Source organism: Xanthomonas hyacinthi, from assembly GCF_009769165.1.
GTDB classification, from domain to species: Bacteria; Pseudomonadota; Gammaproteobacteria; order Xanthomonadales; family Xanthomonadaceae; genus Xanthomonas_A; species Xanthomonas_A hyacinthi.
Genome location: NZ_CP043476.1, coordinates 2,700,343 through 2,716,066 on the forward strand (window position 1 = coordinate 2,700,343; position 15,724 = coordinate 2,716,066).

Below are 15,724 nucleotides of genomic sequence, written 5' to 3' on the forward strand. Positions count from 1 at the left end.
AAGCGGGGCAATGCGCTCTTTACGAATCCCCAATCCCGAATCCCCAATCCCAGCCGTCAAGGTAAACTGCCGGTTTTCCCCGAACCGGTGCCGCCATGCGTTCCCCGTTCCTGTTGCTGTCCCTGGCCGCGGTCATCGCGACCGGTTGTTCCCGCGAGGCTCCTAGCGAAGCCGCCGCTCCCGCCGCCAAGCCCGCGCCCGCCGCCATGAAACCCGCCGACCGCAGCCACGACGAAAGCTCCTACGCCGAGCCGGGCAAGGTCGTGATCAAGGACCTGGCGCTGGACCTGAAGCTGGATTTCGACAGCAGGCAGATCGGCGGCACCGCCACCTATACGCTGGACTGGAAGGACAAGGGCGCCAGGCAGCTGCTGCTGGATACGCGCGAGCTGACCATCGAGCGGGTGCAGGGCGACGACGGCAAGGGCAACCTGGCGCCGCTGCAGTACGCGTTGGCGCCGGCCGACAAGATCTACGGCAGCAAGCTGACCATCGAGGCGCCGAACCAGCCGCAGACGGTCACCATCGCCTATCACACTGCCGCGACCGCCTCGGGCCTGCAGTGGCTGCAGCCGTCGATGACCGAGGGCAAGCAGCTGCCCTTCATGTTCAGCCAGTCGCAGGCGATTCATGCGCGCAGCTGGGTGCCGCTGCAGGACACGCCGAGCGTGCGCTTCACCTATAGCGCGCACGTCGTGTCGCGTCCGGACGTGATGGTGCTGATGAGCGCCGACAACGACCCGAAGGCGGCGCGCGACGGCGACTACACGTTCAAGATGCCGCAGCCGATCCCGTCCTACCTGCTGGCCATCGCCGCCGGCGACCTGGTGTTCAAGCCGATCTCCGCACGTTCGGGCGTGTGGGCCGAGCCGAGCATGGCCGACAAGGCGGCCAAGGAGTTCGAGGACACCGAGAAGATGATCGTCGCCGCCGAGACGCTGTACGGTCCGTACCGCTGGGGCCGCTATGACATGCTGGTGCTGCCGCCGTCGTTCCCGTTCGGCGGCATGGAGAACCCGCGCCTGACCTTCGCCACCCCGACCGTGATCGTCGGCGACAAGTCGCTGGTGTCGCTGATCGCGCACGAGCTGGCGCATAGCTGGTCCGGCAACCTGGTGACCAACGCCAGCTGGAAGGACATCTGGCTCAACGAAGGCTTCACCACCTATGTGCAGGCGCGCATCACCGAGGCGCTGTACGGCGCCGAAGCGGCGGAGATGGAGCGCGAGATCGACCAGACCGACCTGCTCGCCGAGGTCAAGGACATGCGCCCGGCCGACCAGGCGCTGGCGCTGCCGGCGCTGACCGAGCGCGATCCGGACGACGCGCTGAGCCAGGTCGCCTACGTCAAGGGCGCCTGGTTCCTGCAGTTCCTGGAACAGCGCTTCGGCCGCGCCACCTTCGATCCGTTCCTGCGCGGCTGGTTCGACGACCACGCGTTCCAGAGCGCCAATACCGACCAGTTCGTCGACTACCTGAAGAAGAACCTGCTGGCCAAGAAGCCCGATGCGGTCAGCGAGCAGGAACTGCATGCGTGGCTGGACGAGCCGGGCATCCCGGCGTTCGCGCAGAAGGCGCGTTCGCGCAACTTCGCGATGGTGGATACCGCGCGCATCGCCTGGGCCGGCAGCGGCACCCTGCCGACCAAGCAGGTCACCGATGCGTGGAGCACGCAGGAATGGACGCGTTTCCTCAGCGGCCTGGGCGCCACGCTCAAACCCGAGCAGCTCAAGCAGCTGGATGCGGCCTACCACTTCACCGGCACCGCCAACGGCGAGATCGCCATGCGCTGGTATCCGCTGGCGATCCGCAGCGGCTACGCCGAAGCGCGCCCGGCCGCCGGCGCGTTCATCGCCCGCGTCGGCCGGCGCAAGCTGATCCTGCCGATCTACGCCGAGCTGGTGAAGACCGCGGACGGCCTGGCCTTCGCCAGGCAGGTCTTCGCCCAGGCCAAGCCCGGCTACCACCCGATCACCACGGTGTCGGTGGAAGACATGCTGGCCAAGGCCGACAAGGGCGCCGCCGCGCACTGAGGCGGCGCGCTTGCAAACGCAGGCGTTCGATCGCGGCGCCGGGAGCAATCCCGGCGCTGTTTTCTTTTGCGCGGCCGGCGATGGTTGCCGCGTAACCCTGCCGCGCCTGCACCAGCGCGGCGTGCCGCCATGCAGGGCTTGGCGCGGGCCGGGGCGCATGCGAAGGTAGGCGCATGGCACGTTTCCGGTTCCCGGCTTTTTCATGCTGCTGATGACGTTGTTGCTGCTGGTGGCGTTCACCGTGCTGGCCGTGATGCTGGTGCTGCTGCTGGGCGTCGTGCTGCTGCTGCGCAGCAGGCCGTTCCTGCTGGTGCGCCTGGAAAGCCTGCGCCTGCGTTGGGGCAGCGGTCTGCAGCGCTGCCAGACGCAGGTCGCCGGGCATCGCTGGACCTATCTGCACCGCGCGGCCGCCGATCCTGCTGCGCCGACGCTGCTGCTGGTGCACGGCTTCACCGGCAGCAAGGAGAACTGGTTGCCGCTGGCGCGCGCGCTCGGCGCGCGCTATCACCTGTTCATTCCCGATCTGCCCGGCTGGGCCGAGAGCCAGCGCATCGACGGGCAGGACTACGGCTTCGTCGCGCAGGCCGAGCGCGTGGCCGCGTTCGCCGCGCAGTGCGTGCGCCGTGCGGGCAGCGAATGCGTGCTGGTCGGGCATTCGATGGGCGGCGGCATCGCCGCGCTCGCCGCCGCGCGCCATCCGCAATTGTTCGACCGGGTCGGCCTGCTCAACGCCGCCGGCGTGCGCTTCGCCGACAACGCCTTCGGCCAGGCGGTGCTGGACGGCGACAATCCGTTCGCGGTGTACGACGCCGACTCGCTGCGCCGCTACGTCGATACGGTCTTTCTGCTGGAGCCGAGCAAGCCGCGCATCCCGTCCTGGGCGGTGCCGTCGATCGTGGCCTGGCGGCGCAGCGAGGCCGGTTTCGAGCAGCAGGTGCTGGCGCGGATCGGACGCAGCGACGAAGCCTTCCTGCCGTTCGAAGAAGCCGCGCGCATCCGCCAGCCGGCGCTGCTGCTGAACTGCGTGCAGGATGCAGTGATCGATGCCAGCGCGCTGGCGCTGTACGCCGAGCGCGTGCCGCAGGCGCTGCAGGTGTTGCTCGACGGCAGCGGCCACATGTGCATCGTCGAGAAGCCCGACGAGGTCGCGCAGGCGCTCGAGAATCTGATCCAACGAGGAGTTCCCCGATGAAACGCATGTTGCTCGGCGTGCTGTGCGCCGTCGCCCTGGCCGGTTGCGGCGACCACGAGGCCGAGCGCAAGGCGCAGGCGGCGGCCGAGGCGCAGGCCAAGGCGCAGGCCGCCGACGACCTGGCCAAGCAATACGACGCCGCGGCGAAGTCCGGCAACTGGGACCTGGCGCGCATCCATGGCGCGGCGCTGCTGCAGCAGTATCCCGGTTCGGACGCGGCCGAGCGCATCGAACCCGGCTATGCCGAGGTCAAGGCCAAGGGCGAGGCGGCGCGCGAATTGCGGCGCATGCAGGTCGCCTGGGAGTATTCGCAGGTGCCGGCCGGCAAGGGCACGCAGCGCTCGGCGATGCTGTACAGCCGCGACAAGGTCGATGTGGACGGCAGCGGCCCGAAGCCGGTGCAACTGGTGTTCCGCGATCATCCCGAGTGGAAGCGCAGCGCCTACCTGGTGCTGCAGGCCGGCGATTTCCGTTGCGCCGGCGGTTGCAAGGTGCAGCTCAAGGCCGACGACGCCGCGCCGCGCGCGGCCGCGGCGTGGCGCCCGAACACCGACGAGGCGATCGCGATGTTCATCAGCGACGACAAGGCGTTGTGGAAGCTGGCGCGCAAGACCACGCTGCTGCAGATCGAGTTCCCGGTGAAGGCCGGCGGCACCCGCACCGCGGTGTTCGAGACCGGCGGCCTGGACGGGTCGCAGATGCCGGGATGGGATTGAGCGTGGCGGCACCCGGCGCGCGCCTGCGCCAGGTGCGGCACTGGGTGTTCGACATGGACGGCACGCTGACCCGCGCGGTGCACGATTCCGCGCTGATCCGCCGCGCGCTGCAGATTCCGCAGCAGGCCGACATCCTGCAGCATCTGGCCGCGCTGCCGGCCGAGGAGGGCGCGGCCAAGCATGCCTGGCTGCTCGAGCACGAACGTGAGCTCGCGTTGGGGGCGGTCGCCGCGCCCGGCGCGCCGGCGCTGCTGCGCACGCTGCATGCGGCCGGTTGCCGGCTGGCGGTGCTGACCCGCAATGCGCAGGAACTGGCGCGGGTGACGCTGCGCGAGATCGGGGTCGATGAGTTGTTCGAGGAGGTCGCCATCCTTGGTCGCGACGAGGCGCCTCCCAAGCCGCATCCTGGCGGTCTGCAGCACCTGGCCGCGCACTGGGGCGTGGCGCCGCATTCGCTGGCGATGATCGGCGACCACGAATACGACCTGCAGTGCGGGCGCCATGCCGGCGCGACGACGGTGCTGCTGCATGCGGACAATCCGTGGCCGGCGCTGGCGGATCTGCACTTCGCCGATTGTGCGGCGCTGCTGGCGTGGTGGCAGGACGTGGCCGGGTAGGGCGTCTTCTCTGTGGGAGGGACTTCAGTCCCGACGCTTTGTCGGTGAAGCCTTGTCGGGACTATCCCTCCCACAAAGAGCGAAAGGCGCGCCAGTCGCGGTCGTTGCCACGGCCGCGCAGATTCGGCTTCCAGCGCCCACGTGTCGCCTGGCGGACTGCCAATCTTTGCATCCTTCGCATTCGCCCTGCCATCGCCGTCGCAACAGGGGAGGCAAGAGCAAGAGCTTTCGCCTTGGGGCGAGTTACTTTTCTTTGCTTGTGCAAAGAAAAGTAACCAAAAGAAAGCACACCCTGACTACACGCGCTCCGCGCTGCGCGCTCCGGGTCCGCGAATAGGCCGGGATTCGCGGAAGGGGCTTGTCCGCTACGCGGCCAAGTCCGGGGCAGTCGCCTTGCGGCGCCCGCCCGCCCGCCGGGGCGAAGCAGTGCTTCGCCTTTTCCGGCGAGCCCTGCCCCTGCCGCGAACGGCGCACATCCCTGTGCGCCGCCCCTTCGGGGTTTTTCCCGACCTATTCGCCGCTGCGTAAGGGAACCCGGAAAATCCAAAGCAAGAGCAGAAGCAAGAGCTGGCGCTGGAGAGCCTAACGTCTCGGACGCAGCGGTTTGCCGCACCGCGCCGGCGATCTGCGGCGGCGTATCTCCAGCAACTGCTGCGCGGTGTAACAACGTCGAGACTTGAGTTCCTCCCGCAAGAAGCCTGGGCGCGTGCAGCCAGACGCGCGCAGGCAGGGCGGCGAGGGATCGATCAGGCGCCTGCGCTGGCTTGCGCAAGGCACGCCGGTCGCTGCCGCCTGGCGACCCCTTCGCTGCCGGCTGCGCCAAACGCGATACAAGCGCGTGGCACAAAGTGTCGCGTTGTCGATACAACGTCATCGTCACGGACGGCCGCGCCGGTCCTGGCGCGACATCCGATGCCTGCTGCGCCAGCGATGGCGCACTGCAGCAGCGTGCTGGCACGTGGGTTGCTCGCTCTTCCCCGATGTTTCCACATCCCGCCGCGCGGGCCGTCCGACGGCGAGCGCCACGGCTCTTCAACGAGGGGAGTAGAACGATGCACAGTCATCCATGTCGTACCCGTGCCTGGACGCTGCTCGCGCTGGCTACCGCGCTGGTGCTGGCGGGTTGCAAGAAGCAGGAAGAAACCGCCGCTCCGGCCGCGCCTGCCGCCGCGCAGCAGCCGGCCCCCGCCGCGCCGGTCGCGGTGGCCGACACCGATAGCGAGTTCACCACCACCGCCAGCAATCCCGACAACTGGGGCGGCATCGGCCGCGACTTCGGCCTGACCCGGCACAGCCCGCTGGCCGAGATCAACCGCGACAACGTCAAGAACCTGAAGATGTCGTGGGAAATGAAGACCGACGCCACCCGCGGCCACGAAGGCCAGCCGCTGGTGATCGGCAGCGTCATGTACATGGTCAGCGCGTATCCGAACAACGTGTTCGCGATCGATCTGGCGGCGCAGGACGACGGCGGCAAGGTGCTGTGGAAATACACCCCGCAGCAGGACGAGCGCTCGGTGGCGGTGGCGTGCTGCGACACGGTCAACCGCGGCGCCTCCTACGCCGACGGCAAGCTGGTGTTCGCCAGCCTCAGTGGCGATGTGATCGCGCTCGATGCCAAGACCGGCAAGGAAGTGTGGAAGCAGAAACTCGCCTATCCGGAAAAGGGCGAGACCATCACCATGGCGCCGATCGTCGCCGACGGCAAGGTCGTGGCCGGCATCAGCGGCAACGAGTTCGGCGTGCTCGGCCGCGTCGCCGCGTACGCGCTGGGCGACGGCAAGCAGGTGTGGTCCTGCGATGCGGCCGGCAGCGACAAGGCGATCTGCCTGGGCCCGGATTTCAACAAGGCCAATCCGCAGCACGGCCAGCTCGGCGACCTGGGCATCAAGACCTTCCCGGAGGACGGCTGGAAGCGCGGCGGCGGCGCGGCGTGGGGCTGGTACAGCTACGACCCGAAACTGAAGCTGGTCTACTACGGCACCGGCAATCCCGGCCTGTGGAGCCCGTCGTACCGCTGCGGCAAGACCACGCAGAAGGAATGCGATAGCGGCGAATACGACAACAAGTGGTCGATGACCCTGTTCGCGCGCAAGATCGAGACCGGCGAGGCGGTGTGGGGCTACCAGAAGACGCCGTTCGACCAGTGGGACTACGACGGCATCAACGAGCCGATCCTGGTCGACCTGACCATCGACGGCAAGCAGGTGCCTTCCGTTGTGCAGTTCGACCGCAACGGCTTCGCCTACGTGCTCGACCGCCGCGACGGCACCTTGCTGCGCGCGCACAAGTTCGTGCCGGCCAACTGGGCCGAGAGCATCGACATGAAGACCGGCCGCCCGATCAAGGTCGCCGCGCATTCGCCGCTGGAGCGCGGCAAGAAGGTACAGGCGTTCCCGTCGGCGATGGGCGGCAAGGACCAGCAGCCGTGCTCGGTGGATCCGGCCAATTCGGCGGTGTTCTTCTGCGGCACCAACAACTGGCACATGGAGCTGGAACCGCAGGAACGCGGCAACACCATGATGGGCCTGCCGTACGTGTTCGCCAACGTGATGATGAAGCCGAACGAGCCTGGCGCGCTGGGCATCGTCAAGGCGTTCGACGTGGTCGAAGGCAAGTCCAGGTGGGAGATCAAGGAGAAGTTCCCGGTGTGGAGCGGCACCCTGGTCACCGACGGCGGGCTGGTGTTCTACGGCACGCTCGACGGCTGGTTCCGCGCGGTCGACAAGGACACCGGCAAGAAGCTGTGGGAGACCAAGCTGCCGTCGGGGATCATCGGCAACCCGATCGCCTACAAGGCCAACGGCCACCAGTACGTGGCGGTGTTCTCCGGCATCGGCGGCTGGATCGGCCTGCCGGTCGCCGGCGGCCTGGATCCGGGCGATCCGTACGGCGCGTTGGGTGCGGCTGGGCTGGCCTTCAGCAACGGCTTCGACAAGATCCCGTTGGGCGGCATGGTGCATACCTTCCGCATCGACGGCACCGGCAAGACCGTCACCGCCAGCGCCAGCGCCACGGCGGCTGCCGGTGGCGCACCGGCCGCCGCGGCCAAGACCGCGCGATGAGCCGGCGCCGCCGCGTCCATGTTGCGAGCGAGCGCCCGGGAGGGGCGGTCGTCGCGCCGCGCCTGCAGCGGGGCGCGTGTGCCGTGTTGCTGCTTTGCAGCCTCGGACTCGTCGCCGCAGGTTGCACGCGCGAGCCGTCGTCCGCGACGGCTCGCGTTCCTGAGGCCGCTTCCAGCGCGGCCGCCAGGCCAGCGGCGGGCACGCCCGCTCCCGCACTCGCCGCCACTGCGGCGGTACTGCGGGTCTGCGCCGATCCGGGCAACATGCCGTTGTCCAATCGCGCCGGCGAAGGCTTCCAGAACAAGATCGCGCAGGTCCTCGCCGAAGCGCTGGGCCGGCGCCTGGAATACGAATGGCGCACCTACTACCAACGTGGGCTGGCGCGCAGCACGATCAACGCCGGGCGCTGCGACGTGCTGATGGACATGAACAGCGATTTCGAGATGGGCCTGCCCACGCGTCCGCTGTACCGCTCCACCTATGTGCTGGTGACCCGCAAGGGTCTGGCGTTGCAGCCGGCTTCGCTGGACGATCCGGCGCTGAAGAAACTCAAGATCGGCGTGTTCCAGAGTTCGCCGGCGCGGCAGGCGCTGTTCGACCACGGCGTGTCCGGCGACGTGCAATACCTGTTCTACGACTCGGCGACGGCGCCGCAGGACCACCCGGGCAAGCTGGCCGAACGCGTCGCCGGCGGCCAGCTCGACGCCGCCGAATCCTGGGGCCCGGTGGCCGGCTACTACGCCGCGCGCGGCGGCCTGGGCGTGGTGCCGCTGAACGTCATCGACGACGAAGTGCTGGAGTATTCGCTGGCGTGGGCGGTGTCGCGCAAGAACGCCGCGTTGCGCGATGCGCTGGACGCGGCGATGCAGCGCAGCGCCGGCAGGATCGGCGCGATCCTGCGCGAGTACCACGTGCCGCTGGTGGCCTGCGCCGACTGCATCGTCGACGGCGATCTGCGCTCGCACGGCAGTTACGCCATGCCCGCCGACGATGCCACCACACCGAGCGCGCAGGCCTCCTCGGCGATGCTGGCGCAACTGCAGCTGCGCATCGCCGGCGGCGCCGATCCCAACCAGGAGCTGGCGCATGCGCTGGATGCCGGCGACGGCGTGCGCGTGGCCTGGCTGCTGCGCCATGGCGCCAGCGCCGACCGGCCCAACCTGCTCGGCGAGCCGCCGCTGCACCAGGCGATCCGCAACCAGGCGCCGACCCTGGTCGGCGAACTGCTGGCTGCCGGCGCCAACCCGGAAGGCCGCGACGGCAGCGGCTGGACGCCGTTGATGAAGGCGGCCTGGGGCAACGATGCGCAGAGCCTGAAGCAGCTGCTGGCGCGCCGGGCCAAGGTCGATGCGGTGTCCAAGGACGGCTGGACCGCGCTGGATCTGGCGATTTCCTATGCCGATGTCGAGCTGGTGCAGGCGCTGCTCGGTGCCGGCGCCGACGTGCGCCGCAGTAATCCGGCCGGCTTCACCCCGGTGATGTTCGCGGTGGCGCGCAACGATCCGCAGATGCTCGACGCGCTGCTGGCGCGCGGCGCCGAGGCCGACCGGCCCAACCGCGCCGGCGTCACCCCGCTGATGCTGGCCGCCGCCGCCGGCCGCGCGGACGCCAGCCGCCGCCTGCTCACCGCCGGTGCCAATGCCGGGACCCGCGATGCCGACGGCAAGACCGCGGCGGCGCTGGCGCAACAGCGCGGCGATGCATCGCTGGCGCAACTGCTGACGGAGGCCGAACACCGCCGCACGCAATGACCGCCACGCCCGCCCTGCCCGCGCCGCAGCCGCGGCGTGCACGTCCCCACAGTCCGTCCCGCAAAGGTTCTTCTCCCATGCGCAATGCCGTCGTCCGTTTCTGCGTCGTGCCGAAACTGCTGCACCTGTCCCTGCTTGCGTTGACCCTGGCCCTGGCCGCCTGCGGCCAGGATGCGCCGCCTGCCGCGCTCGCTGCCGCTGCAGCGCCCGCTGCGGCCGCACCCGCGCCCAGCGCCGCCCCGGCGGCGGCTGCCGCGACTCCGCCGGCGGCGGTGGTTACCCCGATTCCGAAAGGCCCGCCGGTCAAGGTGACCCCGGAGCTGGCCGCCGAAGGCAAGAAGATCTTCCTGTCCGCCGGCTGCAGCGCCTGCCACGGCGGCACCGGCGGCGGCGGCATGTGCCCGCCGCTGACCAACGACATCTGGGTCTACGGCCACGACGACGACACGCTGCGCGCATTGATCAGCGAAGGCACCGCCGGCATGACCGCGCACGGCAAGGTCCGCGTCGGCCACGAGAAGGTGGTGGGGCAGATGCCGCCGTTCGCGCCGGTGCTCAAGGACGGCGACACCGAGAAGCTGCTGGCCTTCATCCATTCGATCAACAAGACCGCAGGCGCGGCGCCATGAGGCAATCGGCGCGCCGCATGCTGGGGACGATCGCGCTGGTGCTGCTGCTGGCCGGCACCGCCTGCCAGCGCGCGCCGGCGCCGGCCGACACCGCGGCGGGGCGCGCGGCCGGCAAACCGCCGGCCACGCCAGCGGCCGCGTTGGCCTACGTGCCCAACCAGCGCGGCGGCACCATCTCGGTGATCGACACCGGCAGCGACGCGGTGCTGCGCACGCTGTCCGCGCAGGGCCGGCTCGGCAAGCGCCTGCAGCAGATCCTGCCCGGACCGTCCGGGCACCTGTACGTGATCGATGCGCAGGGGCACCGGCTGCTGGAACTGGATACGGTGCGCGACCGGGTGCTGCGCAGCGTGGACATCGGCGAGAATGCCGAAGGCATCGCCGCGTCGCCGGACGGCCGCCAGTTCGCGGTGTGCGTGGAAGGGCAGAACCAGGTGATGCTGATCGACCGGGCCAGCTTCGCGATCGGCGCGCGCATCGCCACCCAGGGCCAGGCGCCGGAGCACTGCGTGTACAGCCCCGACGGCGCGCTGCTGCTGACCAGCAACGAAGGCTCCGACGATCTGGACGTGATCGACCTGAAGGCGGGAAAATCCAGCGGCGTCATCGCCACCAGCGGCCATCCGCGCGGCATGGCCTTCGCCCCCGACGGCAACACCGTGTACGTGGCGCAGGAAGCGGCCAGCGTGGTCGATGTGATCGACCTGGTCGCACGTCGGCGCGTGGCCAGCATCCCGGCCGGGCAGCGCACCGCCGGCATCGCCATTTCGCGCGATGGCAGCCGCGTCTACGCCTCCAACGGCGGCGCCGGCACGGTCAGCGTGATCGATCCGGCCGCGCGCAGCACGCTGGCCGAGATCGCGGTCGGGCAGCGCCCGTGGAATCCGGCGCTCAGCGCCGACGGCAGGAAACTGTACGTGGCCAATGGCCGCTCCAACAGCGTGAGCGTCATCGACACGACGACGATGAAGGAGATCAGGCAGATCGCAGTGGGCGACATGCCCTGGGGTGTGGTCATCGCGCAATGAGGCGAGGAGCGCACGCGGCACAGCGACAGGATGCGGGGAGAGGGAAATGAAGACGCGAGCCGCGGTGGCCTGGGCGGCGAACCAGCCGCTGGCCATCGAGGAAGTGGACCTGCAACCGCCCAAGGCCGGCGAGGTGCTGGTGCGCCTGGTCGCCAGCGGCGTGTGCCACAGCGACGCCAGCACCCTGTCCGGCGCCGATCCGGATGCCGCGTTTCCGGTGATCCTGGGCCAGGAAGGCGCCGGCGTGGTCGAGGAAGTCGGCGTCGGCGTGAGCAGCGTGCGCCCCGGCGATCACGTGATCCCGCTGTACATGCCCGAATGCGGCGTGTGCAAGTTCTGCCGCTCCGGGCGCAGCAACCTGTGCCAGGCGATCCGCGCCAGCCAGGACCGCGGCCTGATGCCCGACGGCAGCAGCCGCTTCTCGCTGCGCGGACGGCCGATCCTGCACTACATGGGCACCAGCACCTTCGCCGAATACACCGTGCTGCCGGAGATTGCGGTGGCCAAGATCCACCCTTCCGCGCCGCTGGACAAGGTGTGCCTGCTCGGCTGTACGGTCACCACCGGCATCGGCGCGGTGCTCAACACCGCGCGGGTGCGGCCCGGCGACAGCGTGGCGGTGTTCGGACTCGGCGGCATCGGCCTGTCGGTGGTGCAGGGCGCGGTGATGGCGCGCGCCGGGCGCATCATCGTGGTCGACATCAACCGCGACAAGTTCGAACTGGCGCGTGCGCTGGGCGCCACCGATTGCCTGGACCCGAAGGACTTCGGTGCGCCGGTGCAGCAGGTGATCGTCGATCTCACCGATGGCGGCGCCGACCACAGCTTCGAATGCGTCGGCGACGTGCGCGCGATGCGCGCGGCGCTGGAGTGCTGCCACAAGGGCTGGGGCGAAAGCATCATCCTCGGCGTGGCGCCGAGCGCGCAGGAGATCAGCACGCGGCCGCTGCAGCTGGTCACCGGCCGCGCCTGGCGCGGCAGCGCGTTCGGCGGGGTCAAGGGCCGCAGCGAACTGCCGGCCTACGCCGAGCGCTACCTGGCCGGCGAGATCCGCATCGACGAACTGATCAGCGAGACGCTGCCGCTGCAGGACATCAACCGCGCCTTCGATGCGATCCGCGCGGGCAGGGGCATCAAATCGGTCGTCCTGTACTGACACCAAGGAGCACGCATGGCTAGCAGAAAAGATCGCAGTCCTTCGCCGGCGAGCGCGCATGCGCTGGCCATCGCCATCCTCATCGCATTGGCGTCCGCACCGGCCGCCGCACAGAGCACGGTCAATGCCGGCGATGCGCAGATCACCGCGCTGGACCGGGTCGAGGTCACCGCCACGCCGATCCCCGGCACCCTGATCGATGCCGACCACCTGCCGTACACGGTGCAGATCGCCAATGCCGACGACATCGCGCGCAGCCAGGCCGGCAACCTCACCGATTTCATGCTGCGGCAGATGAACGGCGTGGACACCAACGAGGTGCAGGGCAGCCCGTTCCAGACCGATCTCACCTTCCACGGCTTCCGCGCCTCGGCGCTGCCGGGCGCCTCGCAAGGCGTGTCGGTGTATCTGGACGGGGTGCGCATGAACGAGCCGTTCGCCGACATCGTCAGCTGGGACATGATGCCGGAGGCGGCGATCCGCAGCGTCGCGCTGATGCCCGGCTCCAATCCGTTGTTCGGCCCCAACACGCTCGGCGGCGCGCTGGCGTTCACCACCCAGTCGGGCCTGACCGCGCCGGGGCTGCGCGCCGAGCTGTCGTTCGGCAGCGGTGCGCGCAAGCGCCTGGACGCCTCCTACGGCTATGCCGGGCGCGACGGCCTGCATGCCTTCGTCGCGGTCACCGGCTTCGACGAGGACGGCTGGCGCGACGCCTCCGCAGGCCGCCTCGGCAGCGTGTTCGGCAAAGTGGGCAAGCAAGGCGAGAACACCGACTGGGATGTGTCGCTGCTGCACGGGCGCAGCCGCCTGATCGGCAACGGCCTGCTGCCCGGCAGCCGCTACACCGACGACGGCGTCGAACCCGGCCTGTACGCGGCCGACCGCGACGCGGTCTACACCTCGCCGGACCTGACCCGCAACCGCAACACGCTGCTGACCGCGCAGCTGGACCACCGCTTCGACGCCGACACCGCGCTGCATCTGCTGGCCTATTACCGCGAAGGCGGCCGCGACACCGTCAACGGCGACATCAACGAGGACTACGAGGAATTCGTCGAGGACTGCGCCGACGGCTATGCGGCCGACGGCACGCCGCTGGACGACGACTGCACGGTGTCGCGCGCGCAGGCCGACGCCTTGCACAGCGGCGTGCTCAACACCACGCAGATGCGCCAGCACGTCGCGGGCGTGGCGCTGAATTTCAGCCGCCAGGCCGGCGCGCATGCGCTCAGCCTCGGCGCCACCTACGACCGCAACCGGGTGCGCTACCGGCAGTACGCACAGGAGGGTTTCGTGGAGGACGACCGCTCCGTCGTCGCCGATCCCGACGAGGAGCGCGCATTCTTTTCCGGGGTCAGCGGTCGCAGCAGCACATTGGGCGTGTTCGCCGCCGATACCTGGGAACTGAGCGAAGCCACGCACGTGACCGCCGCGCTGCGCTGGAACCGGGTCGAGGTCAGCAACGTGCTGTCCACCGCCGAGGACGGCGCGCTGCCGCGCGAACGCTTCGTGTTCGCCAAGGCCAATCCGTCGCTGGGCATCACCCAGCGCCTCGGCGGCAGCTTCACCGCCTTCGCCTCGGCCTCGCAGAACAGCCGCGCGCCGACCGCGATCGAACTGGGCTGCGCCGATCCGGAGCAGCCGTGCCGGCTGCCGACCGGGCTGCAGGCCGATCCGCGCCTGGAGCAGATCGTCTCGCGCACCTACGAGGTCGGTGTGCGCTGGAACCCGTCGCCGCAGCAGGCCTTCAACGCCTCGCTGTACCGGGCCGACAACCGCGACGACATCCTGTTCCTGCGCGCGCCCGACACCCAGCGGGGCTACTTCGACAACGTCGGCCGCACCCGCTACCAGGGCGCGGACCTGAGCTGGCGCGCCAGCCACGGCGCGCTGCGCTGGTTCGCCGGCTACAGCTATCTCGACGCGACCTATCGCAGTAGCGGCGAATTGCTGTCCGGCGAACGGGTCATCGCCCTGCGTCCCGGCCTGCGCATCGCCGCGCTGCCGCGGCACAATCTCAAGCTCGGGGTGGAGTGGCAGCGCGCTGCGCTGACCCTGGGTGCGGGCCTGCGCGCGGTGTCCGGACGGGTGGCCAGCGGCAACGAGGACGGCCAGGTGGACAACGCCGAAGACGGCGGGACAGCGCCGGCGCATATCGACATCGGCACCGCCGGCTATGCGTTGGTGGATCTGCATGCCCGCTGGACCATCAATACGCGCTTGTCGGTGTTCGCACGTATCGACAATGTGTTCGATCGTCGTTACGCCACCTATGCCGCAGTGGCCGAGGATGTGTTTCCGGGCGGCCAACTGGCACGCCCACAGGACGCTGCGCTGGAAACCGGGCCAGCCCGCTTTCTGGCGCCGGGTGCGCCGCGCCAGTATCTGATCGGTTTGCGCTGGAATTTGTAGCGCATTGCATCTGCGTGGAGTGGACCGCGCCCCGGGAACGTCCGTCACGAACCCGGGGTCCGCCTGGCCGACAACCGTGTCAACGACGATATCCGACGCCATACTGGAAGAACGCCTGCGTCCGACCCACCATGACTTCCAGTCCTGCGGCGCTGCATGCGGCCTGCAGTTCGCTGCTCGTGTAGTAGTTCTTGACGATCGTGCTGACGTTGCCATTGCGTAGGCGGCGCTGCATCAGCTGGCCCTCCACGCCCACGACGTGCGGCGACAGCGTCTCGGGTTTGGGCAGATTGTCGACGAAGAAGAATTTCCCGCCCACAGCGAGCGCGCTCGCTACCGCGCACAGGAACTGCAGCAGCAGCTCTCGCGGCACATGCGAAATCCAGAAGGCGAACACCACCGCGTCGTAGGTCCGCGCGGGTCGCCATTGGAAGAGATCTGCTTGCACCGTAAGCGCCCGCGGGTCTCGGGTCGCCGGATTGAACGCGAGCATCTGCGCCGATCCATCCACCATGGTCAGCGTGCGTGCCTTCGGCAGCAGCTGTACGCTCCAGATGCCGGTGCCGGCCGCGAGCTCGAGGATATCGCCCTGCAGTGCCGCGGCATCCAGCGCGTCCTGCACGACAGCGGCCTCTTCGCGCCAGCGGGCGTTCGGCGCGTCACCCTCATCGAACTGTCCGCGGCGGAACCACCAGTCGTCGTATTCGGTAGCGCGGTCGTCGTAGTAACGTTGTTGTTCGATCAGTACCGATTGCCATTGCGTCATGATGCATTCCTGGTCTGTAGAAGTGGGGATGGCAGGCGCCAGCGTGTCGCCGGATGGCTTCAGGTCGCCTGCAATGCCTGCAAGCGACGCTGGCCCTGGCGGATGCCTGCGACGACTTCCGCGGTCGAACACATGTCCAGCACCTTGGGAGACTCAAGCATCGTGGGCGATGCGCCTTGGTCGAGCAGGAGCTTGTTCAAGCGCAAGAAACCGATGGTGCGAATGTTGGCTTCGGCGAACAGGTGGTGCTGATCGAGCTGCTGACAGCGGTGCGCGATGGCGTGCGTCGTTGCATCGTCCAGCTCGGTAGGCGCGCCACAGTTCGAGGGCCGGCGCACCTGGGTGGCATCCCGGGAAAG

12 protein-coding genes are annotated in these 15,724 nt (G+C 69.2%); 10 read left to right on the top strand and 2 right to left on the bottom strand.

Annotation, left to right across the window (positions count from 1 at the left end; genetic code table 11):
- The first annotated feature begins 95 nt into the window (after window positions 1-95).
- The 10 genes from FZ025_RS11950 to FZ025_RS11995 all read left to right on the top strand — a co-directional run bounded on the left by FZ025_RS11950 (window position 96) and on the right by FZ025_RS11995 (window position 14,599).
- Entirely contained in the window at window positions 96-2,033 is a 1,938-nt protein-coding gene (locus FZ025_RS11950) for a M1 family metallopeptidase (RefSeq protein WP_046979889.1), read from the top strand.
- A 202-nt stretch (window positions 2,034-2,235) separates the two neighbouring features.
- Entirely contained in the window at window positions 2,236-3,225 is a 990-nt protein-coding gene (locus tag FZ025_RS11955) for an alpha/beta fold hydrolase (RefSeq protein ID WP_046979888.1), read from the top strand.
- Window positions 3,222-3,941 (top strand): hypothetical protein, encoded by a 720-nt coding sequence (locus FZ025_RS11960; RefSeq protein WP_046979887.1) that lies wholly within the window; start codon window positions 3,222-3,224, stop codon window positions 3,939-3,941. Before FZ025_RS11955 ends, FZ025_RS11960 begins: the two co-directional genes overlap by 4 nt.
- A complete protein-coding gene (locus tag FZ025_RS11965) occupies window positions 3,932-4,558 on the top strand; it encodes an HAD family hydrolase (protein ID WP_046979886.1) in 627 nt (208 codons plus the stop codon). The genes FZ025_RS11960 and FZ025_RS11965 overlap by 10 nt, the downstream gene beginning before the upstream one ends.
- A gap of 1,052 nt (window positions 4,559-5,610) precedes the next feature.
- Entirely contained in the window at window positions 5,611-7,623 is a 2,013-nt protein-coding gene (locus FZ025_RS11970; RefSeq protein ID WP_104558514.1) for a methanol/ethanol family PQQ-dependent dehydrogenase, read from the top strand.
- Window positions 7,620-9,374: a quinoprotein dehydrogenase-associated putative ABC transporter substrate-binding protein gene (locus FZ025_RS11975; RefSeq protein ID WP_104558515.1), complete on the top strand. Its 1,755-nt coding sequence runs from the start codon at window positions 7,620-7,622 to the stop codon at window positions 9,372-9,374. The genes FZ025_RS11970 and FZ025_RS11975 overlap by 4 nt, the downstream gene beginning before the upstream one ends.
- Before the next feature lie 77 nt (window positions 9,375-9,451).
- On the top strand, window positions 9,452-10,003 hold the full coding sequence (locus FZ025_RS11980) for a c-type cytochrome (protein WP_167523881.1): 552 nt from the start codon (window positions 9,452-9,454) through the stop codon (window positions 10,001-10,003).
- Window positions 10,000-11,031, top strand: coding sequence for a beta-propeller fold lactonase family protein (locus tag FZ025_RS11985; RefSeq protein ID WP_104558517.1), 1,032 nt, complete (start codon window positions 10,000-10,002; stop codon window positions 11,029-11,031). The genes FZ025_RS11980 and FZ025_RS11985 overlap by 4 nt, the downstream gene beginning before the upstream one ends.
- A gap of 46 nt (window positions 11,032-11,077) precedes the next feature.
- Complete coding sequence (locus tag FZ025_RS11990) at window positions 11,078-12,187, top strand: S-(hydroxymethyl)glutathione dehydrogenase/class III alcohol dehydrogenase (protein WP_046981489.1); 1,110 nt, start codon at window positions 11,078-11,080, stop codon at window positions 12,185-12,187.
- Window positions 12,188-12,202: 15 nt separating this feature from the next.
- Window positions 12,203-14,599 carry a TonB-dependent receptor gene (locus FZ025_RS11995; protein WP_046981488.1) on the top strand — a complete coding sequence of 799 codons (2,397 nt, stop codon included), beginning with the start codon at window positions 12,203-12,205 and terminating at the stop codon, window positions 14,597-14,599.
- 79 nt (window positions 14,600-14,678) lie between these two features.
- Here the strand turns inward: FZ025_RS11995 and FZ025_RS12000 are convergent, their stop codons facing one another.
- Together FZ025_RS12000 and FZ025_RS12005 are read right to left on the bottom strand one after the other, a co-directional pair.
- Complete coding sequence (locus FZ025_RS12000) at window positions 14,679-15,365, bottom strand: methyltransferase domain-containing protein (RefSeq protein ID WP_046981487.1); 687 nt, start codon at window positions 15,363-15,365, stop codon at window positions 14,679-14,681.
- Window positions 15,366-15,424: 59 nt separating this feature from the next.
- Window positions 15,425-15,703 carry a hypothetical protein gene (locus tag FZ025_RS12005; protein WP_053057388.1) on the bottom strand — a complete coding sequence of 93 codons (279 nt, stop codon included), beginning with the start codon at window positions 15,701-15,703 and terminating at the stop codon, window positions 15,425-15,427.
- Between the last annotated feature and the right edge of the window lie 21 nt (window positions 15,704-15,724).